Below are 26,516 nucleotides of genomic sequence, written 5' to 3'. Positions count from 1 at the left end.
CTTCTCGCTTCAAGAACTGAAGACTTCTGTTGGTGTTCTTTGTTGGATTGTGATCGGGCGCATAGCTTTCGCTCAGGTGTCGCCCAGGTGGGCCTGTTCGCGCCTCGTTGCAGCCGCGCCATTGACGATGCTGTTGGCTTGTGATTTGTTATGTGCGGTTATGTTGGGTGGGTGTTGGTGAGGAGCCCCGGACGTGAAGAAGACCTCGACCCGTCTCGCCGACGGTCGTGAGCTCATCTACTACGACTCGCGCGACGACGCGGTGCGCGACGCCATCGACCGGAGGCCCCTGGACCCCATCTCCACCACATCGGAGATCCGCCGGGACCCCCTCCTGGGCGACGCGGTCGCCATCGCCTCGCACCGCCAGGGCCGCACCTATCACCCGCCGGCCGACGAGTGCCCGCTCTGCCCCTCCGCGGGCGGCCGGCTGAGCGAGGTCCCCGACTCCGCGTACGACGTGGTGGTCTTCGAGAACCGCTTCCCCTCGCTGGCCGGGGACGCGGGACGCTGCGAGGTCGTCTGCTTCACCTCCGACCACGACTCGTCCTTCGCCGACCTCACCGAGGCCCAGGCCCGCCTCGTCCTGGACGCCTGGACCGACAGGACCGCCGAGCTCTCGCACCTCCCCTCCGTCGAGCAGGTGTTCTGCTTCGAGAACCGCGGGGCCGAGATCGGCGTGACCCTGGGCCACCCGCACGGCCAGATCTACGCCTATCCCTTCGTCACCCCGCGTACGTCCCTGATGCTGAGGTCGCTCGCCGCGCACAAGGAGGCGACCGGCCACAACCTCTTCGACGACGTGGTGGCCGAGGAGTCGGCCGGCGAACGCGTCGTCCTGGACGCCGAGCACTGGGTGGCCTTCGTCCCCTACTCCGCGCACTGGCCCTACGAGGTGCACCTCTACCCCAAGCGCCGGGTCCCGGACCTCCTCGGGCTCGACGAAGCCGCGCGCACAGAGTTTCCCCAGGTCTATCTGGAACTGTTGAGGCGCTTCGACCGGATCTTCGGGGAAGGGGAAGGAGGGGCGGGGAGCGAGGCGCTCACGCCGTACATCGCCGCCTGGCACCAGGCGCCGTTCGGCACGCTGGACGGACATGACGGCGTCAATCGGGACGACTTCGCCCTGCACCTCGAGCTTTTCACCATTCGCCGCACTTCGGGCAAGCTGAAGTTCCTCGCGGGTTCCGAATCCGGCATGAGCGTGTTCATCAACGACGTGCCGCCGGAAGCCGCGGCCCAGCGACTGCGAGAGGTAGCGAGTTCATGAGCGGTAAGTACCTGGTCACCGGCGGGGCGGGCTATGTGGGAAGCGTGGTGGCCCAGCATCTGATCGAGGCCGGGCACGAGGTGACCGTCCTGGACAACCTCTCGACCGGCTTCCGCGAGGGCGTCCCCGCCGACGCGACGTTCGTCGAGGGCGACATCCGGGATGCCGCCAAGTGGCTGGACTCCTCCTTCGACGCCGTGTTGCACTTCGCCGCCTTCTCGCAGGTCGGCGAGTCCGTCGCGAAGCCCGAGAAGTACTGGGACAACAACGTCGGCGGCACGATGGCGCTGCTCGCCGCGATGCGTGACGCGGGCGTGCGCAGGCTGGTCTTCTCCTCCACCGCGGCGACGTACGGCGAGCCGGTCAGCACCCCCATCACGGAGGTCGACCCGACCGCCCCCACCTCTCCCTACGGCGCGTCGAAGCTCGCCGTCGACCACATGATCACGGGCGAGGCGGTGGCGCACGGCCTGGCAGCGGTGTCGCTGCGCTACTTCAACGTGGCGGGCGCGTACGGGGCGTCTTCGGGTGTCATGTTCGGCGAGCGGCACGACCCCGAGTCGCACCTCATCCCCCTGGTCCTCCAGGTCGCCCAGGGCAAGCGCGAGGCGATCTCCGTCTACGGCGACGACTACCCGACCCCGGACGGCACCTGCGTCCGCGACTACATCCACGTCGCGGACCTCGCCCAGGCGCACCTTCTCGCCGTGGAAGCAGCCACCTCCGGCGAGCACCTCATCTGCAACCTCGGCAACGGCAACGGCTTCTCCGTGCGCGAGGTCATCGAGACCGTCCGCGAGGTCACCGGCCACCCGATCCCCGAGGTCATGGCCCCGCGCCGCGGCGGCGACCCGGCGATCCTCGTCGCCTCCGCCGCCACCGCGCGCGAGAAGCTCGGCTGGAAGCCGTCCCGCGCGGACCTCGCGGGCATCGTCGCGGACGCGTGGGCCTTCGCTCAGCGGTAATTGGGTCAACAGGGGTTAAGGGGTAACTGATGGACGTAGCGGGGCAGTTCGCCGAGTTGTACGGGTACGAGGCGGACGGGGTCTGGTCGGCTCCCGGCCGGGTCAACCTCATCGGCGAGTACACGGACTTCAACGAGGGCTTCGTGATGCCGCTCGCGCTGCCGCACACGGCGGTGGCGGCGGTGGCGCGCCGCACGGACGGTGTGCTGCGCCTGCACTCGGCGGACATCGACGCCCCGGTCACCGAACTGCGGGTCGACGACCTGACGCCCCTCTCCGAGTACGGGCAGGGCGGCTGGGCCGCCTACCCGGCGGGCGTGGTGTGGGCGCTGCGGGAGGCCGGCCACGAGGTCTCCGGCGGCGCGGACATCCACCTGGCGTCGACGGTGCCGACGGGGGCGGGCCTGTCCTCGTCGGCGGCCCTGGAGGTCGTCACGGCACTGGCCTTCAACGACCTGTACGAACTCGGCCTGCCCGGACCGGAGTTGGCGGTGCTGTCGCAGCGCGCCGAGAACGCCTTCGTGGGCGTGCCCTGCGGTGTGATGGACCAGATGGCGTCCGCGTGCTGCGAGGCGGGCCACGCCCTGCACCTGGACTGCCGGGACCTGTCGATACGTCAGGTGCCCTTCGACCTGGCGGCGCACGGCCTGCAGCTCCTGGTGGTCGACACGCGGGTCAAGCACGAACTGGGCGACGGCGCGTACGCGGAACGGCGTGCGGGCTGCGAGGAGGGCGCCCGCATCCTGGGCGTCACGCACCTTCGTGACGTCCCGTACGCGGAACTCCCCGCCGCCCTGGCCAAGTTGCCGGACGAACGGATCAGCCGCTACGTCCGCCACATCGTCTCGGACGACCACCGGGTGGAGCAGGTCATCGGCCTGCTCGACGCGGGCGATGTGCGGGCGATCGGCCCGGTACTGACCGAGGGCCACGCGTCCCTGCGGGACGACCTCCGCATCTCCTGCGAGGAACTGGACCTGGTGGTGTCCGCCGCGAACGAGGCGGGCGCACTGGGCTCCCGCATGACGGGCGGCGGCTTCGGCGGCTCGGCCGTCGTCCTGGTGGAGGAGACCGACGCGGACCCGGTGACGAAGTCGATCCTGAAGGCATTCACCTCGGCAGGCTTCACGACCCCGAGGGTGTTCCCGGCGGTGCCTTCGGCGGGGGCGCGGCGGGAGGCGTAAGGGGCGGGTGTCTCAACTCGCCTGATCGACGGATGGGTTGGGCTCGGTGGAGATGACATGCAGCAGCTGCCACCGGGCCTCCTCCCAACGGGCGGCCTGGTGCACCTGCCGCGAGTCGGCACCGTCCGGTGCATGCCGGGAGTACCACGCGGCGATGTCCAACTGAGCCTGCTGTGCCACGAACTGGCAGTCCAGCCTGGCTCTACGGGAGGCCCTGTGCAACGCGCCGACCTCCTCCATCATCCGCTGACAACCGAGCGCGACGGCCAGGCTCACGATGTTGGTGGAGAGGGACTTCTCCGCAAAGTCCCAACTGACCTGAACGAGCTGCTCATGCGCCTCGACCAGCCGCCCGTGCGCCCGCCCCAGCTCCAGCGCTTCCCGGGCGGCCCCGATGTACTCGCGGCAGGCGCCAAGCAGCTTGGGGTGAATCCCCTCCGCCTGAATGCCGATGGCACGCTCGGCGAAGTCCAGGGCCAGGGTGGCCCTGCGGGCTTCATCGACCTCGCTCAGCATGTCGTTGAGACGCTTCGGCAGGATGATCATTAGGTGCTCCACTCCCCTCGCCCACGACTCATGAGGTCAAGTAGCTTCGGAGTGTCTCCGGAGCCGGTGATGACGTGAGCGGGATTCCTGATGCCCACGTGATTCGCGGCCTGCATCGCGTTCTTGAGCTGCTGGCCTGCATTGCCGCCGCCCATCTTATGGTCCACGACGAAAGCGACAGGGACCTGAGGGTTGGACAGGTCGACTGCCATGAAGTCGCCCTGGAACTTCTCACCGTGCGTGCGGAAGATCTGCAGGTTCGGCTTTTTCGCCATCAGCTGTTTGACGAAGTCCATCTCAGGCGGACTCAGTTTGTACGCCCCCGGCAATTGCTGCCCCGCCTTGATCCGGATGGGGTCATACGGAGAGAGACCGAAGGGGTCGGCTCCGGTCAGCGGGTTCTGGACGTACGAGACCGGGTTGGGATCGGGTTGCAGGCCGAGGGGGTCGTAGCTCAGGTAGCGGCCTGTCTCGGGGTCGTAGTGCCGGTGCAGGTTGTAGTGGTGTCCGGTTTCCAGATCGTGGTACTGGCCGGGAAAACGCAGCGGTGTGTAGGCAGTGGCGTCCGTGTTCCAGGTGGTGTTGCCCCATAGCGTCGCGCTGCGGCGCCATACGACCGCGCCGTCCTCGTCCAGAAGCTCCGTGGGGGAGCCGATGAGGTCCGTCACGATGGCGTAGAACCGCGTGTTGATCTCTCCTTGTGACGCAAGGGCAGCAGGGGAAGAATCTGGCTCCGGAGCGAATGTGTAGCGGTCGGTCTGGGACACGGGCACCAGGCCGTCCTCATCGAATTCCCAGGTCAGCGTCTGCCTGCTGGGCTGCGCGGCGGAGCGTGCGCACTGCTCGACGAGTGTCCCCTCGTGCCAGGTGAAGCTGGTCTTCTCAAGGACCGTCCGCCCGTCGGCGGCCAGGTGGAGCTTGGCGATCCGGCGCCCGAGCGGGTCGTACCGGTAGCTCCAGACCGTGCCGTCCGGCACCGTGACCGAGGCAAGCCGGCCCTCCACGTCCCAGCTGTAGCGCCACACGTCGGGCTTGCGGGAGATCCGGGCGCGCCGCCGGGCCGTGAGGCGCCCGCCCGCGTCGTGCTCGTAGCGCACGTTCCCAGCCGCGGCCAGGCGGGTGCCCTCGTAGTGCCGCGTCCAGGCGGCGTCGGCTCCGGGGAGGGCCTCCGGCCACTGTGCCTGTGTCTGGTTGCCCGATGCGTCGTAGGCGTAGGACTCGGTCCGCTCCGGTGACCGCACCTCGGTGACGCGCCCGGCACCGTCCAGGGTGTAGCGCTGCTCGTCGGCGCCGGTGAGGACTCCGTCGGGCCGCCAGTCGTACCTGTGCTCGACGAGGTGGGCATCGCCCCTCCCGCTCAGGCGCCGGGCCAGCGGGCGGTTCGCCGCGTCCCAACGGTGTGCCAGCCGCACCGCGGTACCCCAGCGTCGGCTCGTCTCGCGGCCGGCGGCATCGTGCGCGTAGTCGATCGTGCGGCCCTCGGTGGTGAGCCGGGTGCGCTGGCCGGCCGCGTCGAAGGTGTAGGCCGTCCGGGCCCCGGTGGGCGTCAGTCGCTCGACGAGCTGGCCCATGACGTCGTAAGTCAGTTCCAACGTACGTCCGTTGACGGTCTCGGATGCCAACAGACCAGTGGATGTGTACGAACGGCTCAGCTCGCCGTCGGGCCACGCCGCACGGATCAGGTTTCCCGCCGCGTCATACGCGAAGTAGGTGATGTGGCCGCCGGCCTCCTTGCGGACCAACTGGCCGAGAACGTCGTGGTCATGGCGTACGACGTCGCCGAGCGGTGTCGTACGGGAGACGACCCATCCTGCCGCGTTGCGCTCGTAGCGCGTCGTACGCTCGTCGAAGTCCGATTCTGCGACCAGTCGACCGGCTGCGTCATACGTGTAGTCCCACGAGAGTCCCGAGGCCTCGGTCACCCGGGTCACCCGCAGTTCCGCGTCGTACTCGAAGCCATGCCGTGTGCCGTCCGGCTCGATGCGCAGACTGGGCTGGTCGAAGTGGGTGTACTCGTACCGCGTGACCGCACCCGTCGCGCTCGTGTGCGTGAGGCAGTTGCCCTCGGCGTCGTACGTCCACGACTCGGTGGACCCGTCCGGCAGTTCCTGACTGAGCAGATTGCCCTCGGGAGTCCACTGCCAGCGTGAGGTGGCGCCCAGTGGCCCGGTTTCGGCGACCGGCCTGCCGAAGGCGTCCCGTTCGATGCGGGTACGTCCGCCGAGCGGATCGACCGCCTCCACCGTGAGCCCCGCCCGGTCACACTTGAGCTGCGCGGTGCGGCCGAGCGCGTCGGTGAACGTGGTCAGGCGGCCCCGCTCGTCGTAGGCGAACTGGCTGGTGGCGCCGCTCGGGTCGGTGAGGGTGAGGCCGTTGCCCCGTTCGTCGTACGCGCGGACCCAGCGTCGGCCGCCGGGCAACACCGTCTCGGTGGCCAGACCGAGCTCGTTGTAGCGCACCGTGGTCTCCTCGCCGTCGGGGCGACGGATCACCACGGGGCGGCCGCCCTCGTCGTTCACGTACTCGGTGACGTTGCCCACCTGGTCCGTGTACGAGGTGATGTAGTGGCGGTCGTCGTAGCTGGTCCGGCTGGTGTGGCCGAGCGGGTCGATCTCCGCGATCACCTGGCAGGCGTTATTGATGACGAAATGGGACACCGCTCCGTCGGCCGTGGTGAGCGTGGTGACCCGGCAGCCCGGATACTCCGGCAGTGTCCGGTCGTAGTCGAGGGTGAGGCTGAAGTGCCCGCCCTCTCCGCTTTCCGCCGTGCAACGGTCGGACTCGTCGTACGTGTACGTGTAGTGGGAGTTGTTGCGGTCGGTCCAGGAGACGATGCGGCTCCGCTCGTCGTAGGCGTAATGGAGCGCCTCGCCGGACGAGTTGATGTCCTCGGTGAGATTGCCGTCGGCGTACCCGAAGCGCTTGATCGTGACGGCGCTGCCGTCGGTCGCCGCCTCCGACAGGTGGAGAGCGGTGACTCGCCCGTCCTCGGTGTCCACTGTGATGTGGTGCCCCGCGGAACTCCGCACCGCGGCAGGGGCTCCGTCCTCGTCCCATTCGTACGTGATGGAGTTGCCGTTGCGGTCGGTGATCTGCCGGAGTCGGGCCACGCCGCCCGCGGGGGTGTGGAAACGGCGTATGTGACCGGTGTCCGTCTGCGTGAGGGCATAGCCGCCGTCGTCCAGGCGCCGCAGCGGCCAGCGCTGGCCGGCCTCCGGCAGGACAGGGGTGTCGGGCCCCGACGGGTGGGGGTAGGGCAGCAGCTGCCCGCCTTCGGTGACGTAGACGACCCCCTGCTCGTCGATCTCCAGGTGCTCGTCGAAGCTGGAGGTCCACGAAGGGCCGAACCACCAGCCCACCCCGTACCCTGACTCCGCTCGGCGTGACAGCACCAGCGGCAACAGGCCCGGCAGTTCCAGGTCGGTCTGCGGCAAGTACATCTTTCCGGTCGCAAGGTCGACCGGGTCGGTCAGTTTGTTCCAGATCGCCTTGGAGTTGCGCGCGAAGGCGTCCTTGCCTCGCCCGAGCATGGACCGGGCACTCTTGCCGAGCCCCTTCACTCCGGCAGCCATGCCCTTCATCCCGGCCTTGAGGCCCTTCATGCCCTTGGCGAGGCCGCGGAGGGAGGTGAGGCCCTTCATGCCGGGTATGCAGTCGAGGGCGGCGAAGGCGACATCGAGCAATCCCGCTTCCCCGTTGGCGTATTTATGGAGGGTGTCGGCGAGTACGACCAGGGCGGCTATGAGGACGATCGCGCCGAGGATGGGCCCACCGACGATCAGGGCGATGACGCCGAGTACGGCGACGACGACCTTGCAGACGGCGACGATGGTGTCCCAGTTGTCGGTGACCCAGTCGCCGACCTCCTCCCACCACTTGCGGTTCTGGATGCCCGCGTCGGAGGCCTCTTCGAGCTTCTTCTTCGCTGTGCCCGCCGCGTTCTCACGCATCTTGCGGGCGTCCTCGGCCATCTTCTTGGCGGCGTCGAGGTTGCCCTGGGCGGCGTTGACGTCCGACTTGGCGGCGGTCTGGGCTTTTTCGGCGGAGTCGGCGTTGCGGGTGGCGGCCTTGACCTTGTCCGGGTCGGGCTTGGGGACGTCCTTGCCGGCCTTGGAACCGCCGTCGTCGTCCTTGTACTTGTCGGCTTCCTTGCCCGCGCGGTCGACCCAGGAGTCGGCCGAGGTCAGGCGGGACTGGGCGGCGGAGAGGCTGGTCTGGGCCTCGCGGCCTTGGGCCAGGGCCTTGTCGGCCAGGGCCTGGGAGCGTTCCAGTTCCGGCCAGTAGGCGGAGAGCGCGTCACCGGCCATCTCGTAGCTCTTCTTGAGCTTCTTCAGCTTGCCCGGGGCGTCCTCGAATTCCGCCGTGAAGGACTCCGCGGTCTTGCCCGCCCAGGTGAGGATGGCGTCCTCGCCCGCCATCCCCTTGATGTCACGCAGCACCTTGGATACGTCGTCGGCGAAGTCGTGCAAGTTCTTCGCTAAGTTTCGGACCCGGTCCGGATCACCGGGCGTTGGGTCCCTGTCCAGGTCCAGGACATGCCAGTCCGCCGGACGATTCCCCGCCATCTCGTAACCCCCGTCACGTACTCAACACCGGTCACTGTCATGCATGGGCGAAAGTACCGGTGCCGAAAGACCGAGGGGAAGGGTGTCAGGGAGGAGGGTGGCTTCAGCTGAGCCGCTTCGTCAGGGTGAACTCCTTTGCGCCCTCCGGGTAGTCCGGGATCACCGAGACGACCTCGTAGCCCTGGCCGCGGTAGAAGCCCGGGGCCTGGAAGTCCCAGGTCTCCACTCGGGAGTTGACGCATTCGCGTTCCTCGCGTGCGATGCGTTCCGCCTCCGCCAGGAGGCTTGCGCCCAGGCCCGCACCCTGGTGTTTCCGGCTGACCCAGAGGTAGTTGACGTGGAGCCAGCGGCCCCAGGTGTGTCCGGCGAGACCGCCCGCGAGGCCTTCCGTCTCGTCCATGAGCCAGACGGCCAGTGGTATTTCGCGGTCCTGCGGGGTGTCGCGCAGGGCACGGATCACGGGGGACGCCGCGGAGTTCGCGTCCTCGAGACCGGCGAGGAGCAGAGCGAACCGGTCTTTGTCGACTCCTGTCTCAATACGAAACATACGGCTCACCCTAAACGCGCTGGCCAGTCAGTTCTGTAAATTACCTTCCGCTCCTGCCGTGCGGCCCTACTCTGAGTGGCAGTGCCGGTGGGGGCCGGCACTGATCAGGGGGCGAGACAGTCGGGTACGACACCCGGCGTGGGGGTGGCAGTCACAGCTCGGCGGCGGCCGTGCGACTGCGGCGATCCCCGTTCCGGGTGTCGTGCCCGCACCGTACGTCCTCCGAGGTCGGGGTATCCCCTGCTCTTCGAGGAGAGCCTGGGGAAGGGGGTTTCAGTGGTTCGTATCCGAGTCCTGGTCGTCGACGACCATCGCATCTTCGCCGAGTCGCTCGCGGCGGCACTGGCGGCGGAGCCCGACGTCGACGTGTCCGCGGCGGGCAGTGGCCCGGCCGCACTGCGCTGCCTGGAGCGGGCGATAGCCGAGGGGCGCAGATACGACGTGCTGCTCGTCGACGCCGATCTGGGCGCGTCCGCGAGCGCCATGCAGGGTGTCCGCCCCGCGCCTTCCGTGCAGGAGGGCAACGCCGACGGCCTGGTGGACGGCATCTCCCTGGTGGCCGGGGTCCGTTCGGGCCAGCCGATGGTCCGTACGGTCGTGCTCGCCGAGAAGGACGACCCGCGCAGGGCCGCCCTCGCGCTGCAGGCCGGCGCCTCGGGCTGGGTCGCCAAGGATTGCTCGCTCTCCCGGCTCCTGACGGTCATCCGGGGGGTGCTGCGCGAGGAGACGCATCTGCCGCCCGCGCTGCTCACCGGCGTCCTGCGCGAGCTGACCGCCGCCCGCAAGCACCGCACGGAATCCGAGCGCCTGGTGGAGTCGCTGACCCCGCGCGAGCGTGAGGTGCTCCGCTGCATGGTGGCGGGTCTCGGCAGGAAGGCGGTCGCCGAGCGGCTTTTCCTCTCCCCGCACACCGTTCGCACGCACATGCAGAACGTGCTGGGGAAGCTGGGTGTCCACTCCACGCTCGCCGCCGTCGCGCTCGCGCGCAGGGCAGGGGTCGGTCCGGTCGACCTAGCCGGGGATGTTGTCGAACGGGGCGGTCAACTGGCGTAGCAGCCCGGCGAGTTCGCCGCGCTGTCCGCGCGAGAGCTCGGCGAGGATCGCCCGTTCCTGCTTGAGGAGTCCGGCGAGGGCCTGGTCCGCGCGGTCCTGCCCTTCGCCGGTCAGCCGCACGAGCACGCCCCGCCGGTCGCTCGGATCGGGCAGCCGCTCGACGAGGCCCTTCTTCGCGAGCCGGTCGATGCGGTTGGTCATCGTGCCGGACGTGACCAGGGTCTGGGTGAGGAGCTGTCCGGGGGAGAGCTGGTAGGGCGCGCCCGCGCGCCGCAGCGACGTCAGCACGTCGAACTCCCAGGGCTCCAGATGGTGCTCGGAGAACGCGAGCCTGCGGGCCCTGTCGAGATGCCGCGCGAGCCTGCTGACGCGACTGAGCACCTCGAGTGGTTCCACGTCGAGGTCGGGGCGCTCCCGGCGCCATGCTGCGACCAGACGGTCGACCTCGTCCTCCATGACGATCAGTGTAGAGGGTCTGTCGACATGAAGTCTCTTGACGTCAAGATACTTCGGGGTTGAGTATGGCGGTACGGCGTCTGTACGGAGTCTTATCGAGGAGGTCCCGCCCCATGTCCGCAGCCCCCGCCCCCACCTGGGATCCCGGCCAGTACCTGCGTCACGAGGGGCACCGCGCCCGCCCCTTCGTGGACCTGCTGGCCCGCATCCCCGAACTCCCCGCCACCGGCGGCCGCCCGCCACGCGTCGCGGACCTGGGCTGCGGCCCCGGCAACGTCACCCGGCTCCTCGCCGAACGCTGGCCCACCGCGCACATCACCGGCTTCGACAACTCCCCCCAGATGCTGGAGCAGGCCGAGCGCCTTGCGGGCCCCACGTCCGGCGGCGGCCGCCTCGACTTCGCCCCGGCGGACGCGGGCGACTGGACCCCGCCCGAGGGGACGTACGACCTGATCCTGTCCAACGCGACCCTGCAGTGGGTCCCCGGCCACCCCGAATCCTTCCCCGCCTGGACCGCGGCGCTCACCCCCGGCGGCACCTTCGCCTTCCAAGTCCCCGGCAACTTCGACGCCCCCAGCCACGTACTGATGCGGGAGCTCAGCGAGTCCGCGCGGTGGCGGGACCGGCTCGGCGGGCGGCTGCGGCACGCGGACGCGGTGCTCACGCCGACGGCCTACCTGGAACGGCTGGTGGGGCTCGGCTGCGAGGCGGACGTCTGGGAGACGACGTACCTGCATCTCCTTCAGGGCGAGGACCCGGTCCTGGACTGGGTGAAGGGGACGGGCCTGCGGCCGGTCCTCACGGCGCTGGAGGAGGACCCGCAGGCCAGGGACGCGTTCCTCGCCGAGTACCGCGAGCTGCTGCGCAAGGCATATCCGGCGGGGAGCGGCGGCACGGTGTTCCCCTTCCGCAGGGTCTTCGGGGTGGCACGGAAGGGCGGGGCCTGATGCTGGTGGCCGTCGATCACGTACAGCTGGCCGCCCCGCCCGGCAGCGAGCCCGCGCTGCGGGCCTTCTACGGCGGCGTGCTCGGCATGACGGAGATCCCCAAGCCGCCGGCGCTGGCCGCGCGGGGCGGCTGCTGGTTCCTCTCGGGGGCCGTACAGCTCCACCTCGGCATCGAGGCCGACTTCCGCCCCGCACGGAAGGCGCACCCAGGGCTGCGGGTACGGGACATCACCGCGTTCGCGGAACGCCTCGCCTCCCGGGGCACCCCCGTCACCTGGGACGACGCCCTGCCGGGCCACCGGCGCTGCTACGCCGACGACCCGGTGGGCAACCGCCTGGAATTCCTGGAACCGGAGCAGCCGTAGCCCGGGGCCGGGGTGCTAGCTCTTGCGGTGGCCTATCAGGCGCGGCTTCGGTTCCAGGCCGTCCAGGCCGTGCCACGCCAGGTTCACCAGATGCGCCGCCACCTCCGCCTTCTTCGGCTTGCGGACGTCCAGCCACCACTGACCCGTCAGCGCGACCATGCCGACCAGCGCCTGCGCGTACAGCGGCGCCAGCTTCTGGTCGAAGCCCCGCGTCTTGAACTCCTGGCCCAGGATGTCCTCGACCTGCGTCGCGATGTCCGAGATGAGCGAGGCGAAGGTGCCCGTCGACTGCGCCACCGGCGAGTCACGGACCAGGATGCGGAAACCGTCCGTGTACGTCTCGATGTAGTCCAGGAGGGCGAACGCCGCCTGTTCGAGGAGCTCACGCGGATGGCCCGCCGTCAGCGCGCCCGTCACACCGTCGAGCAGCGCCCGCATCTCGCGGTCCACCACCACCGCGTACAGACCTTCCTTGCCGCCGAAGTGCTCGTACACGACCGGCTTGGAGACCCCGGCCTTGGCCGCGATCTCCTCCACCGACGTGCCCTCGAAGCCCTTGGCGGCGAAGAGGGTGCGGCCGATGTCCAGCAACTGCTCCCGGCGCTCGGCACCCGTCATCCGGGTCCGGCGCGCACGCCGGGGCTGCTTCTCTTTGCTGGAGGGGCTGGAATTGCTGGAGTCGGTCGCCACGTCGTCAATCATGCCGGGCCGACGGTCTTCTGCTTCCGGCGGGCGTCGATACGGGACTCCGACGGCCAGCGGACATCCGTCGCCCACCCCAGCTGCTCGCACCAGCGGATGATCCGCGCCGACGAGTCGACCTGGCCCTTCAGCACACCGTGCCGCGCCGACGTCGGGTCGGCGTGATGGAGGTTGTGCCAGGACTCGCCGCAGGACAGGACCGCGAGCCACCACACGTTGCCGGAGCGGTCACGCGACTTGAAGGGGCGCTTGCCGACCGCGTGGCAGATCGAGTTGATCGACCACGTCACGTGGTGCAGCAGCGCGACCCGGACCAGCGACCCCCAGAAGAACGCCGTGAAGGCACCCCACCACGACATCGTCACCAGACCGCCGACCAGCGGCGGGATCGCCAGGGACACGATCGTCCAGAGCAGGAACTGACGGGAGACCGCGCGCAGCGCCGGGTCCTTGATCAGGTCCGGCGCGTACTTCTCCTGCGACGTCTGCTCCTCGTCGAACATCCATCCGATGTGCGCCCACCACAGGCCCTTCATCAGGGCCGGGACCGTCTCACCGAAGCGCCACGGCGAGTGCGGGTCGCCCTCCGCGTCGGAGAACTTGTGGTGCTTGCGGTGATCCGCCACCCAGCGCACCAGCGGACCCTCGACCGCCATCGACCCCGCCACGGCGAGCGCGATCCGCAGCGGACGCTTCGCCTTGAAGGAGCCGTGCGTGAAGTAACGGTGGAAACCGATCGTGATGCCGTGGCAGCCCAGGTAGTACATGAACACCAGCAGGCCGAGGTCCAGCCAGCTCACCCCCCAGCCCCAGGCCAGCGGCACCGCCAAGAGCAGGGCGAGGAACGGGACGGTGATGAAGAGCAGCAGCGCCAGCTGCTCCAGCGAACGTTTCTGCTCACCGCCCAGCGTCGCGGAAGGGGTGGGAGAGCCGGAGGGTGTGGGGGAGGGCGAAGCGTCTTCGATCACATCAGTGTCGGAATACGCATCGGAAGATGTGGTCATGGGCACGTCCCCTGTGGGGTCGAGGGTGAGGGTCACGGCGCGGGTGCGGCGGGCGCACGATCACGGGTCCCGTGTTGGCTACGGTCCCGTAACCTACGGCGACGTAAGTATGGCAGCGCGGAACCCGGCGGCAAGAGGCCGCGAGTCCGTGCCGCGATGTGACACCTATCCTTGGAATCGGTCGGACAGCGCGGTCCGCTCTCTCTCATTCCCCCGGAACACGGATTCATATCCGGCCGGGGACCCCTCCCAGACCTGACGTGCTTCAACACTGCAAGGAGCCGCACCTGTGAGCAGTGCCGACGACCAGACCACCACAGCCAGCACCGAGCTGCGCGCCGACATCCGCCGCCTCGGCGATCTGCTGGGCGAGACCCTCGTACGTCAGGAGGGCTCCGAGCTCCTCGAACTGGTCGAGAAGGTCCGCCGCCTGACCCGTGAGGACGGCGAGGCCGCCGCGCGCCTGCTCGGTGGCACCGAACTGGAGACCGCGGCCAAGCTCGTCCGCGCCTTCTCCACGTACTTCCACCTGGCGAACGTGACCGAGCAGGTCCACCGCGGACGCGAGCTGCGCGCCCGCAGGGCCGCCGAGGGCGGGCTCCTCGCCCGAACCGCCGACCGGCTCAAGGACGCCGACCCCGAGCACCTGCGCCAGACCGTGGAACACCTGAACGTGCGCCCCGTCTTCACCGCGCACCCCACGGAGGCCGCCCGCCGCTCCGTCCTGAACAAGCTGCGCCGCATCGCCGAGCTCCTGGAGACCCCGGTCATCGAGTCCGACCGGCGCCGTCACGACACCCGCCTGGCCGAGAGCATCGACCTGGTGTGGCAGACCGACGAGCTGCGCGTCGTCCGTCCGGAACCCGCGGACGAGGCCCGCAACGCCATCTACTACCTGGACGAGCTGCACGCCGGCGCCGTCGGTGACGTCCTCGAAGACCTCACCGCGGAGCTGGAGCGGGTCGGCGTCCAGCTGCCGGAAGGCACCCGGCCGCTCACCTTCGGCACCTGGATCGGCGGCGACCGCGACGGCAACCCGAACGTGACGCCCGCCGTCACCTGGGACGTCCTGATCCTCCAGCACGAGCACGGCATCAACGACGCCCTCGCCCTCGTCGACGAGCTGCGCGGCTTCCTCTCCAACTCCATCCGCTACACCGGAGCCACCGAGGAACTGAAGGCATCCCTCCAGCTCGACCTGGAGCGGCTGCCCGAGATCAGCCCCCGCTACAAGCGGCTGAACGCCGAGGAGCCCTACCGCCTCAAGGCCACCTGCATCCGGCAGAAGCTGGAGAACACCAAGGAGCGCCTGGCCCGCGGCACCGCCCACGAGGACGGCCGCGACTACCTCGGCACCGGCGAGCTCCTGCACGACCTCACCCTCGTCCAGACGTCGCTGCGCGAGCACAAGGGCGCCCTGTTCGCCGACGGCCGGATGAACCGCACGATCCGTACGCTCGCCGCGTTCGGCCTCCAGCTCGCCACCATGGACGTACGCGAGCACGCCGACGCCCACCACCACGCGCTCGGCCAGCTCTTCGACCGCCTGGGCGAGGAGTCCTGGCGTTACGTGGACATGCCGCGCGAGTACCGGCAGAAGCTGCTCGCCAAGGAGCTGCGCTCGCGCAGGCCGCTCGGCCCGCAGCCGGCCCCGCTGGACGCCGCCGGCGAGAAGACCCTCGGCGTCTTCCTCACCGTCAAGAAGGCCCTGCAGGTCTTCGGGCCCGAGGTCATCGAGTCGTACATCATCTCGATGTGCCAGGGCGCCGACGACGTGTTCGCGGCCGCGGTGCTTGCCCGCGAGGCGGGCCTGATCGACCTGCACGCCGGCTGGGCGAAGATCGGCATCGTGCCGCTCCTGGAGACGACGGACGAGCTGCGCGCCGCCGACGTCATCCTCGACGAGATGCTCGCCGACCCCTCGTACCGCAGGCTCGTCGCGCTGCGGGGCGACGTCCAGGAGGTCATGCTCGGTTACTCCGACTCCTCCAAGTTCGGCGGCATCACCACCTCGCAGTGGGAGATCCACCGCGCCCAGCGCAGGCTCCGCGACGTCGCGCACCGCTACGGCGTGCGGCTGCGTCTCTTCCACGGCCGCGGCGGCACCGTCGGCCGTGGCGGCGGCCCCTCGCACGACGCGATCCTCGCGCAGCCGTGGGGCACGCTGGAGGGCGAGATCAAGGTGACCGAGCAGGGCGAGGTCATCTCCGACAAGTACCTCGTGCCGTCCCTGGCCAGGGAGAACCTCGAACTGACCGTGGCGGCGACGCTGCAGGCATCCGCCCTGCACACCTCTCCCCGCCAGTCCGACGAGGCGCTCGCCCGCTGGGACGCCGCGATGGACGTCGTCTCGGACGCCGCGCACTCCGCCTACCGGCGGCTCGTCGAGGACCCGGACCTGCCGACGTACTTCCTCGCGTCGACGCCGGTGGACCAGCTCGCCGACCTGCACCTGGGCTCGCGGCCCTCCCGCCGCCCCGGCTCGGGCGTCTCGCTCGACGGACTGCGCGCCATCCCGTGGGTCTTCGGCTGGACCCAGTCGCGGCAGATCGTGCCCGGCTGGTTCGGCGTCGGCTCCGGCCTCAAGGCCCTGCGGGAAGCCGGTCTGGACACCGTGCTCGGCGAGATGCACGAGCACTGGCACTTCTTCCGCAACTTCCTCTCGAACGTCGAGATGACCCTTGCCAAGACGGACCTGCGGATCGCCCGTCACTACGTGGACACCCTCGTCCCCGACGAGCTGAAGCACGTCTTCGACGACATCGAGGCCGAGCACGCGCTGACCGTGCAGGAAGTCCTGCGCATCACCGGCGGCACGAAGCTGCTCGACTCCCACCCGGAGCTCCAGCAGACCTTCGGCATCCGTGACGCCTACCTGGACCCGATCTCGTACCTCCAGGTCGCGCTCCTGAAGCGTCAGCGTGACGCGGCAGCGGCGGGCGAGGAGCCGGACCCCCTCCTGGGCCGCGCCCTCCTCCTCACCGTCAACGGCGTCGCGGCGGGCCTGCGCAACACCGGCTGATTTTCTCTGGCGGGGGCGCCTTTGCTCGCGGGGCGCGGTTGTTGCGCTCCCGGGCACCTTGGGCGCCCTCGCCTCTGCCCGTGCCGCCCGCTTCGCGGCGGATTTCTCCCGCCCACCCACCCGTTTGCGGCGGGCGGGAGACATCTAGAACGTCAGCGTCGCGAAGGACGCCGTCAGCAAGGCGGCGCCCGCCAAGGCCAGGGCCCACGCCGTGCGGGGCAGGCGCAGGCCGCCGGCCACCACCACCGAGGACAGCAGCAGCGCGCCGCCCAGCGGCAGCCACGCGTGGAGGAACCCGGGGCCACCCGTGCGGACGACCTCGTCGGTGCCGGGCTTCACCGCCACCGGCACCCGCACCCCCTTCTCCTCCGCGATGGAACGGTCGATCACGACCTCCGCACGCGGCTGAAAACCAGCGGTCGAAGGAACATACGGACCGACGCACGTGTCGGAGGAGCAGCGCGCCACCCGCATCGTGCCCCGCTCACGCTCATCGGTGAGCATCACGTGCTGCGCCGTGCCCCAGGACGCCCAGACACCCGCGACGAGCAACAGCGCCGCGAGCGCGCCCATCGCCACCCGGCGAAGGAGAAGGAGCGCGTTCATGGCGGCGATCCTTGGCCATGAGCCTGCGCTCAGTCAACACTCCTGGGCCACCGCCAAGGAGTTGCCATGAGTTGTCAGGAGTTGTACGAACTCTGCGCCCGCTCCAGGCCCTCGATCACCAGAGCCTCAGCCGCATCCGCGGCCCGGTCCACGAAATAACCGAGCTCCTTGCGCTCCGCCGACGAGAAGTCCTTCAGCACGAAGTCCGCGACCTGCATCCGCCCCGGCGGACGCCCGATCCCGAACCGCACCCGGTGATAGTCGGGACCCATCGCCTTCGTCATCGACTTCAGACCGTTGTGCCCGTTGTCGCCGCCGCCCAGCTTCAGCCGCAGCGTGCCGTAATCGATGTCCAGCTCGTCATGCACCGCCACGATGTTCGCCGTCGGCACCTTGTAGAAATCGCGCAGCGCCGTCACCGGACCACCCGACACATTCATGTACGACATCGGCTTCGCCAGCACGACACGGCGGCTCCCCGGACCCGCGGGACCGATCCGGCCCTCGAGCACCTGCGCCTGCGCACGCCCGCTCCGCTTGAACGAGCCACCGATCCGCTCCGCGAGGAGATCGGCCACCATGAAACCCACGTTGTGCCGGTTCATGGCGTACCCAGGGCCTGGATTGCCCAGACCCACGATCAGCCACGGCGCACTGGGGTCCGTCGTCATCTGCATGTCTCCTTCATAGCCCAACCGCCGCCCCGCGCAGGAGCGCGGAGCGGCGGTCGGCAGAGTCGAGCCCAGAGGAGCTCAGTCGAGCAAGGCGAAGGCTCAGGCCTCGGCGGCGGCGTCGCCCTCGGCCTCGGTCTCCGAGGCCTCCTCGGCCTGCGCGGCCAGGACCTGCAGGACGACGGTGTCCTCCTCGACGGCCAGGGTCGTGCCCTCGGGCAGCTTGATGTCCTTGGCGAGGACGGTCGCACCGGCCTCGAGACCGGCGATGGAGACGGTGACCGACTCCGGGATGTGCGTGGCCTCGGCCTCGACGGGCAGCGCGTTCAGCACGTGCTCGAGCAGGTTGCCGCCCGGGGCGAGCTCGCCCTCGGTGTGCACGTAGATGTCGACGTTGACCTTCTCGCCCTTGCGGACGAGAAGCAGGTCGACGTGCTCGAGGATGCCGATGCGCACGGCGTCACGCTGGACGGCCTTGGGGATGACCAGCTGGCTCTTGCCGTCGATGTCCAGGTTGATCAGGACGTTCGGGGTCTTCAGCGCCATCAGGGTGCCGTGGTGCGGCAGCGTGATGTGCATGGGGTCAGCGCCGTGGCCGTAGACAACGGCGGGCAGCTTGTCCTCGCGACGCAGACGGCGGGCGGCGCCCTTGCCGAACTCGTTGCGGAGCTCCGCGGAGATCTTCACCTCGGACATGTGCACTCCTCGTAAAAAGTGGTGACAGAAAGGTCGGTCACCCGGCCACGACTGGCGGCCTGCTACGAAGAGCGCGTCGATAACGGACAGCCGTACCTCATATGAGTACGGCCTCCCTCGCCGAGCAACTCCGTGAGTCTACCCGGCGGGGAGGCCGCCCCAGAAATCGATCTTCAGTGAGCCCGCGGAGGCTACGCCTGCTCGTCGAAGAGGCTCGTCACCGAACCGTCCTCGAAGACCTCACGCACCGCGTTCGCGATGGTCGGCGCGATCGAGAGCACCGTGATCTTGTCGAGCTCCAGATCACCCGGGTCGGGCAGCGTGTCCGTGAACACGAACTCGCTCACCTTGGAGTTCTTCAGACGGTCCGCGGCCGGACCGGAGAGCACACCGTGCGTCGCCGTCACGATGACGTCCTCCGCACCGTGCGCGAACAGCGCGTCGGCGGCGGCGCAGATCGTGCCACCCGTGTCGATCATGTCGTCGACCAGGACACAGACACGGCCCTTCACGTCACCGACGACCTCGTGCACGGTGACCTGATTGGCGACGTCCTTGTCACGGCGCTTGTGCACGATCGCCAGCGGCGCGCCCAGCCGGTCGCACCAGCGGTCGGCGACGCGGACACGGCCGGCGTCGGGCGAGACCACCGTCAGCTTCGAACGGTCCACCTTCGCGCCCACGTAGTCCGCGAGGACCGGCAGCGCGAAGAGGTGGTCGACCGGGCCGTCGAAAAAGCCCTGGATCTGGTCCGTGTGCAGGTCGACCGTGAGGATGCGGTCCGCGCCCGCCGTCTTCATCAGGTCCGCCACCATGCGGGCCGAGATCGGCTCACGGCCGCGGTGCTTCTTGTCCTGGCGCGCGTAGCCGTAGAACGGCACGATCACGGTGATGGAGCGTGCCGACGCGCGCTTCAGCGCGTCGATCATGATCAACTGCTCCATGATCCACTTGTTGATCGGAGCCGTGTGGCTCTGGATCAAGAAGCAGTCCGCGCCACGAGCCGACTCCTGATACCGCACATAGATCTCGCCGTTGGCGAAATCGAAGGCCTTCGTCGGCACGATGCCGACACCCAGCTTGTGTGCGACCTCCTCGGCCAACTCGGGGTGGGCGCGGCCGGAGAAGAGCATCAACTTCTTCTCGCCGGTCGTCTTGATCCCGGTCACAGCACTAGTCTCCTCAGACGAGTTCTTCCCGCTGCCGTCCTCACGCGCCCCGGAAAACACAGTCCCGAAGCGCTGAGCCGGCCGAAATGGTGTGCATCTATCACGGTACGCCGTGTCCGACGCACCTGTTTCCGGTCAGCTTCCGCTTGCCGGATTCCCGGGCTCCCCGGACGACGCCTCCGCCGCCCTCGCGGCCGCGCTCCCCGGACGCTTGCGCGCCACCCAACCCTCGATATTCCGTTGCTGCCCACGGGCCACGGCCAGCGAACCCGCCGGAACATCCTTCGTGATGACCGAACCCGCCGCCGTGTAAGCCCCGTCCCCAACAGTGACAGGAGCCACAAACATGTTGTCCGAACCGGTCTTGCAGTGCGACCCCACCGTCGTGTGGTGCTTCGCCTCACCGTCGTAGTTCACAAAGACGCTGGCAGCACCGATGTTGGTGAAATCACCGATCGTCGCGTCACCCACGTACGACAGATGCGGAACCTTCGTGCCCTCGCCGATGTTCGAGTTCTTCATCTCCACGAACGTGCCGGCCTTCGCCTTCAGACCGAGCCGCGTACCCGGCCGCAGATACGCGAACGGACCGACGCTCGCCTGCTCCCCGACCTCCGAGTCGTACGCCACCGTGTTGTCCACCCGCGCCCCCGCGCCCACCCTGACGTTCAGCAGACGCGAGTTGGGGCCCACCTCGGAGCCCTCACCGAGATGCGTGGTCCCCTGCAACTGCGTACCCGGGTGCACGAGCGCGTCCTGCTCGTACGTCACCGTCGCGTCCACCCACGTCGACGCCGGATCCACGACCGTGACACCCGCCAGCATCGCCTCGGTCAGCAGCCGGTCGTTCAAGGTCCGACGCGCCTGAGCCAGTTGCACACGGTTGTTGATCCCCGCGATCTCCTCGTGGTCGCCGGTGACGGCCGCCCCCACGCGATGCCCCGCCTCCCGCAGGATCCCCAGGACATCCGTCAGATACTCCTCGCCCTGACTGTTGTCCGTACGCACCTTGCCCAGCGCCTTCGCCAGGAGCTGCCCGTCGAACGCGAACACACCCGAGTTGATCTCACGGATCAGGCGCTGCTTCTCGGTGGCGTCCTTGTGCTCGACGATGCCGGTCACCGCGCCGCTCTCGCCGTCCCGCACGATCCGCCCGTAGCCGGTCGCGTCCGGAACCTCGGCGGTCAGCACGGTCACGGCGTTGCCGTCACCCGTGTGCGTCTCGGCCAGCTTCCGCAGCGTCGCGCCGGTCAGCAGCGGAGTGTCACCACACACGACGATGACGGTCCCGTCGACGGCACCGCCGAGCTCGTCCAGACCGATGCGGACCGCGTGGCCCGTGCCCTTCTGCTCGCTCTGGTACGCCGTGCGCACGTCCGGAGCGATCGTCCCCAGATGCGCGATGACCTGCTCGCGGGCGAACCCGACGACGGTGACGAGCCGCTCCGGGCTCAGCGCGTACGCGGCTTCGAGCACATGCCCGATGAGGGAACGCCCACAGATCTCATGCAGGACCTTGGGGGTGGCCGACTTCATACGGGTGCCCTCACCCGCTGCAAGGACGACGACGGCTGCCGGGCTGTTGGCGCTCACGGGGGTGCCCTTCGGCTTCGAATGTGCGGGGAGTGGACATCCGCAGGATACCGGGGCGATGCGGGCCGGAAATGAGGGCGGGTCCTGACCTTGAGGTCAGGACCCGTTCTGCGCTGCTCCCGGGGAAGGAATCGAACCCTCATTCAATGGACCAAAACCATTTGTCCTGCCATTAGACGACCCGGGATGGTCTGCGCCTTATGTCCGATTCGACTGGTCGAGTCGGTGCGCGGACAACACTATGCCGTACCAAGCGCCTTCGATGCGACGGTACAAGTCGGCGCTCTGAAGGACTTTGACCACCAGGCAGCCTCGGTAGTCGGGGCCCACGTTCTTGCGGACGGTCCTGGGGTTGTGCTTCTTGAGCGTCGTCTTGTTGAAGGTCTGGTCCGGGCCGACGAGGTCGGCCCAGTAGAGCTCCGCGGCCGTCACGTCGGCGGATTCGTGGATCATCACGGAGAAGCGCAGGCGGTGTCGCTCCACGCCGAGGAGGCCGAGCCAGGCCAGGAACACCTTGATCATGCCGGGGTCGCTGTTCACGAACGTGACGTTCTCGCGGCGGGCGTACGGCTTGTCCTTGGTCCCCTCTGCCCAATAGAGGGCTACGCCCGCCAAAAAGAGCTCGCGCTCCGTCATCCTCCCGATCGACTGGGCGGCGGCTTCCTTCGTGCGCCGCCTCTCGGCGTCCCGCACCGCGAGCTCGTGTTCCCACCGCTTCCGCCCCGCCAGCTTGGCCTGCTCGGAGGGGTCCCTCCGCTCGGGCTTGGGCAGATCCCGTACCCACAGGGAGATCGAACCCTTCGAGCAGCCCAGCTCGACCTGGATCTGGTCGTAGGTCAGGCCCTGGCCCCGCAGTTCCCGCGCCCGCTCCCGAAGGTCGTCCTTCGCGTTCGGGCGCTTCGTCCACTCCGGTGCAGGCTCGCCCTCCAGGAGGCGGTTCAGTATGTCGTTGTTGTCGACGTGCAGTCGGTCGCGGATCTGGCGGCGGCTCAGCCCTTCTCGCCGCAAGGCGATCGCCCGCTCCCGCAGTCCCTCGAAGTCGGCGTACTTGCCCGTGATCTCTGTCATGCGACGACCCTCGTCCGGAATGCGAACGTCCGGCCGGGAACCGGGAGCGGTTCAACAGTTCGAGGGATTTCTGGCCGTTTCGTTTCGCATCGAACAGCGCGTGCGTTCGATCACCGAGCCGGAAACTCGCCGGAAAAGGAGGGCTTGTCGCCCGTAGGCTGGAAGGCATGACCACGACGGGGGAGAACCACAGCGCGGCCGTGAGTGGGCCGTGGTGGTGGGAGCGGCGGCGCAGTGCCGTGCTGGACGTGGGGCTCGCGTTGGCCTCGGCCGCGGAGTGCGGGGCCGAGGGGATCACGTTCGCGGGGGACACGGGGATTCCCACGGGGGTGGGGGTCGCGTTCGGGGTGGTGGCGGGCGCTTCGCTGGTGTTGCGGCGGCGGTGGCCGATCGCCGTGGTGCTCATTTCCATTGCGATCACGCCTGCTCAGATGGGGATCTTTCTTACGGTCGTCGGGCTTTACACGCTGGCCGCCTCCGAATTGCCCCGGCGGATCATCGGGTCGCTCGCCGGGATGTCCTTGCTGGGGACGCTCATCGTGACGCTCGTGCGGACTCGGCAGGACATGGAGAGCGGGGATCTGGGGTTCGCGGAGGGGTTCATACCGTTCATCGCGATCACCACGTCCATCGGTCTGACCGCGCCGCCCATTCTGCTGGGGCTGTATATCGGGGCGCGGCGGCGGCTGATGGAGAGTCTTCGGGAGCGTGCCGACAGCCTGAAGGGCGAGTTGCAGCTGCTGGCCGAGCGGGCCGAGGAGCGGGCGGAGTGGGCGCGTAACGAGGAGCGGACCCGGATCGCGCGGGAGATGCACGATGTGGTCGCGCACCGGGTGAGTCTGATGGTCGTGCATGCCGCCGCGTTGCAGGCTGTCGCGCGGAAGGATCCCGAGAAGGCCGTGAAGAACGCGGCTCTCGTGGGTGACATGGGGCGGCAGGCGCTGACGGAGTTGCGCGAGATGCTGGGTGTGCTGCGGACGGGGGAGCCGACGCCGGCGGGGGGCCGGCACGGGTCGGTCTCGGACGTGATGCCGTTGGCCGCCGTCGGGTTCGCCGCTGCCGCCGCGGCGTCGCGTGCGGTGGACGAGGACGGGCCGTGTCTGGCGGAGCTGGACGAGTTGGTGGGGCAGTCCCGTGCGGCGGGGATGGCGGTGGATCTGTCCGTGGAGGGTGAGTCGCGTGCGTACGCGGCGGACGTCGAGCAGACCGCGTACCGGGTGGTCCAGGAGGCGTTGACCAACGTCCACAAGCATGCCGCGGGCGCCAAGACGTACGTGCGTCTCGCGCATCGCGGTGCGGAGATCGCGATGCAGGTGGAGAACGAGCCGCCGCCGGAGGTGGGTCCCGGTGACGCCCGGCTGCCCAGTGGGGGCAATGGCCTGGTGGGCATGAAGGAGCGGGTCGTCGCGCTGGGCGGCGTCTTCGTCTCGGGCCCGACGGACGCGGGCGGCTTCCGGGTGTCGGCGGTACTGCCGGCGGCGGCCTAGGCGGCGTAGCCGCGGGGCGGGTCCGCGGCCCGCTTGCGGAGGTCCGCGGCCTGCCTTCGGAGGGGCGCAGTCGTCGGGCGGTTTCTCGGCCTGCCCGGCCCGACGTCGTCAATGGCGGCCGGCCACTGTCGCGGGGCCCGCGCGCCGGTCGTCGGCGGGCTCTTCTCAGCCCGCCTTGAGGCGTTCCGGTTGGGTGCCGGAGGCCAGGGTGGCGAGGGCCTCGTCGATGTGGGCGCCCAGGTACCAGTCGCCGCTGTGGTCGAGGCTGTAGACGCGGCCTTCCGCGTCGATGGCCAGGAGTGCCTGGGTCTCCGTCTCCTCTCCTATGGGGCACACCTCGGTGTCGAGGGCGCGGCCCAGGTCGCCGAGGGTGCGGGCGAGGTGGAGGCCGTAGAGGGGGTCCAGGTGCACGGCGGCGGGCGCTATGTGGCGGCCGGGGCCCTGCGGGGTGATGTGCAGTCCGCCGAATTCGGCCCAGGCCTCGACGGCGGCGGGGAAGACGGCGTGCTGGTGTCCCGCGGGCGAGGTGTGGCGGCGCAGGACGTCGGCCCAGATCTCGGCCTGCTTTATGTCCCACCGTCCGGGGGTCCAGCCGGCCGCGCGCAGGGCGGCGTCGACGGGGACGGGGAAGCGGGGTGACGCGGCGGTCTGGGTGGCGTGCGCGGCGTTCTCGGTGTGCTGTTCGGCGTGCATGGGTGGCCCTCGTTGCGGTTCGGGGTCAGCGGCTCGGTGGTGGGGATCAGGATTCGGGTGTCGCGGGTTCCACGATCCGTACGCCGAAGTGCGCTGTGAGGGCGGTGCAGGAGCGGCAGGGGCGGGCGAAGCCGCCGTGCAGCGGGTCGCCGTCCTCACGGATGCGGCGGGTGGTGAGCTTGGCGTGCTTGAGGGCCTTGCGGGCCTCGCCGTTGGTCATCGGTTTGCGTGCCGCGCGTTTGGAGCGGCTCGCGTCGGCCGTCGTGAGGTGGCGCGAGATGAGGATGGCTTCGGCGCACCGCCCGGTGAAGCGTTCGCGCTGACTGCTTGTGAGGGTGTCGAGGAAGTCCTGTACGAGGGGGTGCAGGGAGGGCGGTTCCTCGCCGCGGCCCGCGGTGCTCGTGAGGGTCGCGCCGCGCACGGAGAGCGCGGCGGCGACGGTGGGAAGTATGCCGTCGCGGCGCTGGCGCAGGACGGGTGCGTGCGCGGACGCGCTGCTCCAGCCGACGCGTGGATCTCCCGCGTCGGCGAGGTGCTCGGCGGTCGCCGAGGGCGCCGTCGTGGCCGCCGTACTGTGGGCCGTACCGGTCTGTGCCGTGTGCATGGTGGTGCTTCCCTCCCCGCAACTCGCGGCTGTGACCGCGTGTGCCACGCCCCCGCGTTGCGGGGACAGCCTGCCAAATGGGGCGGGTGGTGCGGAAGCTGGGGCACCGCGACACGCCCGGCTTTCGTCGCACGGTGACGGTCCGGTGGCTGCTGGTCATGGAACCGGAGGCCCGGTGACCGGTGTCGTCCTTGCGCATAGGCTGTCGACATCCGCAGACCGCGGAACGCAGGACGAAGTCGCACGATCCACGCACATCGATCCACGCACACCGATCCGCGAAACCATTAACAGTGCCGCAGGGGGCAACCGCCATGACGACAGGTCGGCTGGGGCAGCAAGCCGCACCGCCGAACGCGGCCTACGCCGGGCAGGTCGTGCACTTCCCGGACCCGGTCCGGGCCACGCGCCATCCCAGAGGCGTGCGCGTGGACGAGCACGGCCATCCGGACTTCTCGGCCTACGCGCGTGCGGCCGCCGAGATCGCCGAGCCCCCGGAGGGCTTCGGTGTCGACGAGCTGCGCCTGACGGACTATGTCTCCGCGAACGCGGCGATGGCCGCGGCGGACCATGACCTGTGGGACACGATTCCGCCGGTGGCGACCCCGCACGGCTGGACCTGGCACCACGTGCCGGGCGGCCGGCGTCTGGAGCTGGTCCCGGTGGAGGTGAAGGCGCTCCTGCGGCATCACGGCGGGCTCGCCACGACGCCGGTGGACCAGGACAAGAGGGGTACGCGCCCGCTGCAGGAGACCCGGCCCGCGCATCTCGCGCTGCCGAAGTCGGCGGTCGCGGTGAGCGAGCAGGAGATCCTCGGCGCGGAGGAGGAGCTGGGGTACCGGCTGCCCGGCGCCTACCGTTCGTTCCTGAAGGCGGCGGGCGGCTGTGCGCCGGTGGGTACGGCGCTCGACGCGGAGCTCGGTCTCCTGATCGACCAGCCGTTCTTCACGGTGCGGGACGAGGCCGCGGTCAACGACCTGGTGTACGTGAACAAGTGCCTGCGTGACCATCTCACCAAGGACTACTTGGGGGTCGGTTTCGTGCAGGGCGGCATCCTGGCCGTGAAGGTCAAGGGTGACCAGATCGGTTCGGTGTGGTTCTGCGCGTACGACGACGCACGGGACGTCTCGGAGACGGTGGGCTGGCAGCCCGCCGAGCGGGTGCAGCGGCTGCTGCTGCCGTGCGGTGACGACTTCGACGCGTTCTTGTCCCGTCTGGCGGGTAACCCGCCGGAGTTGGAGACCGTGGCGAACCTGATGGTGGACGGTGGCTTCGCGCGCGCCGTCCCGGTGGGGGAGTGACT

At 69.4% G+C, this 26,516-nt stretch carries 23 protein-coding genes and 1 tRNA gene; 9 read left to right on the top strand and 15 right to left on the bottom strand.

Annotated features, from left to right (window positions below):
- The first annotated feature begins 193 nt into the window (after positions 1–193).
- The 3 genes from galT to galK are packed head-to-tail and all read left to right on the top strand — an operon-like array spanning position 194 to position 3,419.
- Positions 194–1,270 carry a galactose-1-phosphate uridylyltransferase gene (galT, locus tag AB0I66_RS33360; protein WP_363211724.1) on the top strand — a complete coding sequence of 359 codons (1,077 nt, stop codon included), beginning with the start codon at positions 194–196 and terminating at the stop codon, positions 1,268–1,270.
- Positions 1,267–2,235 carry a UDP-glucose 4-epimerase GalE gene (gene galE / locus AB0I66_RS33355; protein ID WP_363211723.1) on the top strand — a complete coding sequence of 323 codons (969 nt, stop codon included), beginning with the start codon at positions 1,267–1,269 and terminating at the stop codon, positions 2,233–2,235. Before galT ends, galE begins: the two co-directional genes overlap by 4 nt.
- Before the next feature lie 29 nt (positions 2,236–2,264).
- A complete protein-coding gene (galK, locus tag AB0I66_RS33350; protein ID WP_363211722.1) occupies positions 2,265–3,419 on the top strand; it encodes a galactokinase in 1,155 nt (384 codons plus the stop codon).
- Positions 3,420–3,431: 12 nt separating this feature from the next.
- On the opposite strand, the gene AB0I66_RS33345 is transcribed toward galK, so the two are convergent.
- From AB0I66_RS33345 to AB0I66_RS33335, 3 genes are all read right to left on the bottom strand, one after another.
- Positions 3,432–3,965, bottom strand: a complete 534-nt coding sequence (locus tag AB0I66_RS33345) for a hypothetical protein (protein ID WP_363211721.1) — start codon at positions 3,963–3,965, stop codon at positions 3,432–3,434.
- Entirely contained in the window at positions 3,965–8,530 is a 4,566-nt protein-coding gene (locus AB0I66_RS33340; protein WP_363211720.1) for a DUF6531 domain-containing protein, read from the bottom strand. The genes AB0I66_RS33345 and AB0I66_RS33340 overlap by 1 nt, the downstream gene beginning before the upstream one ends.
- A 103-nt stretch (positions 8,531–8,633) precedes the next feature.
- Complete coding sequence (locus tag AB0I66_RS33335) at positions 8,634–9,077, bottom strand: GNAT family N-acetyltransferase (protein ID WP_363211719.1); 444 nt, start codon at positions 9,075–9,077, stop codon at positions 8,634–8,636.
- Positions 9,078–9,353: 276 nt separating this feature from the next.
- On the opposite strand from AB0I66_RS33335, the gene AB0I66_RS33330 reads away from it, so the two are divergent.
- Complete coding sequence (locus tag AB0I66_RS33330; RefSeq protein ID WP_360770453.1) at positions 9,354–10,130, top strand: response regulator transcription factor; 777 nt, start codon at positions 9,354–9,356, stop codon at positions 10,128–10,130.
- Here AB0I66_RS33330 and AB0I66_RS33325 read toward each other — a convergent pair.
- Positions 10,089–10,586 carry a MarR family transcriptional regulator gene (locus AB0I66_RS33325; RefSeq protein ID WP_363211718.1) on the bottom strand — a complete coding sequence of 166 codons (498 nt, stop codon included), beginning with the start codon at positions 10,584–10,586 and terminating at the stop codon, positions 10,089–10,091. The genes AB0I66_RS33330 and AB0I66_RS33325 overlap by 42 nt on opposite strands.
- A 113-nt stretch (positions 10,587–10,699) precedes the next feature.
- Here AB0I66_RS33325 and AB0I66_RS33320 point away from each other — a divergent pair, with 113 nt between their 5' ends.
- Both AB0I66_RS33320 and AB0I66_RS33315 read left to right on the top strand, forming a co-directional pair.
- The gene (locus AB0I66_RS33320) at positions 10,700–11,533 is read left to right on the top strand and encodes a trans-aconitate 2-methyltransferase (protein WP_363211717.1); all 834 of its coding nucleotides are present in this window, start codon (positions 10,700–10,702) and stop codon (positions 11,531–11,533) included.
- Positions 11,533–11,898 (top strand): VOC family protein, encoded by a 366-nt coding sequence (locus AB0I66_RS33315; protein WP_363211716.1) that lies wholly within the window; start codon positions 11,533–11,535, stop codon positions 11,896–11,898. The genes AB0I66_RS33320 and AB0I66_RS33315 overlap by 1 nt, the downstream gene beginning before the upstream one ends.
- Positions 11,899–11,913: 15 nt before the next feature.
- Here AB0I66_RS33315 and AB0I66_RS33310 read toward each other — a convergent pair whose 3' ends face one another.
- Positions 11,914–12,600 (bottom strand): TetR/AcrR family transcriptional regulator, encoded by a 687-nt coding sequence (locus AB0I66_RS33310; protein ID WP_363211715.1) that lies wholly within the window; start codon positions 12,598–12,600, stop codon positions 11,914–11,916.
- Positions 12,597–13,604: a fatty acid desaturase gene (locus AB0I66_RS33305; protein WP_363211714.1), complete on the bottom strand. Its 1,008-nt coding sequence runs from the start codon at positions 13,602–13,604 to the stop codon at positions 12,597–12,599. Before AB0I66_RS33305 ends, AB0I66_RS33310 begins: the two co-directional genes overlap by 4 nt.
- 289 nt (positions 13,605–13,893) lie before the next feature.
- Between AB0I66_RS33305 and ppc the strand changes: the two genes are divergently transcribed.
- Positions 13,894–16,626: a phosphoenolpyruvate carboxylase gene (ppc, locus tag AB0I66_RS33300; RefSeq protein ID WP_363211713.1), complete on the top strand. Its 2,733-nt coding sequence runs from the start codon at positions 13,894–13,896 to the stop codon at positions 16,624–16,626.
- Between the two features lie 144 nt (positions 16,627–16,770).
- Here ppc and AB0I66_RS33295 read toward each other — a convergent pair whose 3' ends face one another.
- From AB0I66_RS33295 to AB0I66_RS33265, 7 genes are all read right to left on the bottom strand, one after another.
- A complete protein-coding gene (locus tag AB0I66_RS33295; RefSeq protein WP_363211712.1) occupies positions 16,771–17,232 on the bottom strand; it encodes a hypothetical protein in 462 nt (153 codons plus the stop codon).
- Between the two features lie 74 nt (positions 17,233–17,306).
- Complete coding sequence (gene pth / locus AB0I66_RS33290) at positions 17,307–17,909, bottom strand: aminoacyl-tRNA hydrolase (protein ID WP_363211711.1); 603 nt, start codon at positions 17,907–17,909, stop codon at positions 17,307–17,309.
- 96 nt (positions 17,910–18,005) lie between these two features.
- Positions 18,006–18,599 (bottom strand): 50S ribosomal protein L25/general stress protein Ctc, encoded by a 594-nt coding sequence (locus AB0I66_RS33285; protein ID WP_363211710.1) that lies wholly within the window; start codon positions 18,597–18,599, stop codon positions 18,006–18,008.
- A gap of 191 nt (positions 18,600–18,790) precedes the next feature.
- Positions 18,791–19,768: a ribose-phosphate diphosphokinase gene (locus AB0I66_RS33280; RefSeq protein WP_363211709.1), complete on the bottom strand. Its 978-nt coding sequence runs from the start codon at positions 19,766–19,768 to the stop codon at positions 18,791–18,793.
- Between the two features lie 135 nt (positions 19,769–19,903).
- Entirely contained in the window at positions 19,904–21,361 is a 1,458-nt protein-coding gene (gene glmU, locus AB0I66_RS33275) for a bifunctional UDP-N-acetylglucosamine diphosphorylase/glucosamine-1-phosphate N-acetyltransferase GlmU (RefSeq protein ID WP_363211708.1), read from the bottom strand.
- 116 nt (positions 21,362–21,477) lie between these two features.
- Positions 21,478–21,548 (bottom strand) — tRNA-Gln (locus AB0I66_RS33270).
- Positions 21,549–21,559: 11 nt separating this feature from the next.
- Positions 21,560–22,429: a hypothetical protein gene (locus AB0I66_RS33265; protein WP_363211707.1), complete on the bottom strand. Its 870-nt coding sequence runs from the start codon at positions 22,427–22,429 to the stop codon at positions 21,560–21,562.
- Between the two features lie 167 nt (positions 22,430–22,596).
- Here AB0I66_RS33265 and AB0I66_RS33260 point away from each other — a divergent pair, with 167 nt between their 5' ends.
- The gene (locus tag AB0I66_RS33260; protein WP_363211706.1) at positions 22,597–23,916 is read left to right on the top strand and encodes a histidine kinase; all 1,320 of its coding nucleotides are present in this window, start codon (positions 22,597–22,599) and stop codon (positions 23,914–23,916) included.
- Between the two features lie 165 nt (positions 23,917–24,081).
- On the opposite strand, the gene AB0I66_RS33255 is transcribed toward AB0I66_RS33260, so the two are convergent.
- Together AB0I66_RS33255 and AB0I66_RS33250 are read right to left on the bottom strand one after the other, a co-directional pair.
- Positions 24,082–24,609: an SUKH-3 domain-containing protein gene (locus AB0I66_RS33255; RefSeq protein WP_363211705.1), complete on the bottom strand. Its 528-nt coding sequence runs from the start codon at positions 24,607–24,609 to the stop codon at positions 24,082–24,084.
- Between the two features lie 46 nt (positions 24,610–24,655).
- Positions 24,656–25,213: a YwqJ-related putative deaminase gene (locus tag AB0I66_RS33250; RefSeq protein WP_363211704.1), complete on the bottom strand. Its 558-nt coding sequence runs from the start codon at positions 25,211–25,213 to the stop codon at positions 24,656–24,658.
- Between the two features lie 314 nt (positions 25,214–25,527).
- Between AB0I66_RS33250 and AB0I66_RS33245 the strand changes: the two genes are divergently transcribed.
- Positions 25,528–26,514: an SMI1/KNR4 family protein gene (locus AB0I66_RS33245; protein ID WP_363211703.1), complete on the top strand. Its 987-nt coding sequence runs from the start codon at positions 25,528–25,530 to the stop codon at positions 26,512–26,514.
- The last annotated feature ends 2 nt before the right edge of the window (positions 26,515–26,516 follow it).

Origin of the sequence: Streptomyces sp. NPDC050439 (genome assembly GCF_040655335.1) — a bacterium.
Classification (GTDB): Bacteria; Actinomycetota; Actinomycetes; order Streptomycetales; family Streptomycetaceae; genus Streptomyces.
The sequence above is the reverse complement of the archived record's forward strand: the minus strand, read 5'-3'. Positions and strand labels throughout refer to the sequence as shown.

Bases quoted from the DNA above. Each gene is read 5' to 3' on its own strand.
- galE (WP_363211723.1), top strand. From the start codon at position 1,267: ATGAGCGGTAAGTACCTGGTCACCGGCGGGGCGGGCTATGTGGGAAGC.
- galK (WP_363211722.1), top strand. From the start codon at position 2,265: ATGGACGTAGCGGGGCAGTTCGCCGAGTTGTACGGGTACGAGGCGGAC.
- AB0I66_RS33345 (WP_363211721.1), bottom strand. From the start codon at position 3,965: ATGATCATCCTGCCGAAGCGTCTCAACGACATGCTGAGCGAGGTCGAT.
- AB0I66_RS33340 (WP_363211720.1), bottom strand. From the start codon at position 8,530: ATGGCGGGGAATCGTCCGGCGGACTGGCATGTCCTGGACCTGGACAGG.
- AB0I66_RS33335 (WP_363211719.1), bottom strand. From the start codon at position 9,077: ATGTTTCGTATTGAGACAGGAGTCGACAAAGACCGGTTCGCTCTGCTC.
- AB0I66_RS33325 (WP_363211718.1), bottom strand. From the start codon at position 10,586: ATGGAGGACGAGGTCGACCGTCTGGTCGCAGCATGGCGCCGGGAGCGC.
- AB0I66_RS33320 (WP_363211717.1), top strand. From the start codon at position 10,700: ATGTCCGCAGCCCCCGCCCCCACCTGGGATCCCGGCCAGTACCTGCGT.
- AB0I66_RS33315 (WP_363211716.1), top strand. From the start codon at position 11,533: ATGCTGGTGGCCGTCGATCACGTACAGCTGGCCGCCCCGCCCGGCAGC.
- AB0I66_RS33310 (WP_363211715.1), bottom strand. From the start codon at position 12,600: ATGATTGACGACGTGGCGACCGACTCCAGCAATTCCAGCCCCTCCAGC.
- AB0I66_RS33305 (WP_363211714.1), bottom strand. From the start codon at position 13,604: ATGACCACATCTTCCGATGCGTATTCCGACACTGATGTGATCGAAGAC.
- AB0I66_RS33295 (WP_363211712.1), bottom strand. From the start codon at position 17,232: ATGAACGCGCTCCTTCTCCTTCGCCGGGTGGCGATGGGCGCGCTCGCG.
- pth (WP_363211711.1), bottom strand. From the start codon at position 17,909: ATGCAGATGACGACGGACCCCAGTGCGCCGTGGCTGATCGTGGGTCTG.
- AB0I66_RS33285 (WP_363211710.1), bottom strand. From the start codon at position 18,599: ATGTCCGAGGTGAAGATCTCCGCGGAGCTCCGCAACGAGTTCGGCAAG.
- AB0I66_RS33265 (WP_363211707.1), bottom strand. From the start codon at position 22,429: ATGACAGAGATCACGGGCAAGTACGCCGACTTCGAGGGACTGCGGGAG.
- AB0I66_RS33260 (WP_363211706.1), top strand. From the start codon at position 22,597: ATGACCACGACGGGGGAGAACCACAGCGCGGCCGTGAGTGGGCCGTGG.
- AB0I66_RS33255 (WP_363211705.1), bottom strand. From the start codon at position 24,609: ATGCACGCCGAACAGCACACCGAGAACGCCGCGCACGCCACCCAGACC.
- AB0I66_RS33250 (WP_363211704.1), bottom strand. From the start codon at position 25,213: ATGCACACGGCACAGACCGGTACGGCCCACAGTACGGCGGCCACGACG.
- AB0I66_RS33245 (WP_363211703.1), top strand. From the start codon at position 25,528: ATGACGACAGGTCGGCTGGGGCAGCAAGCCGCACCGCCGAACGCGGCC.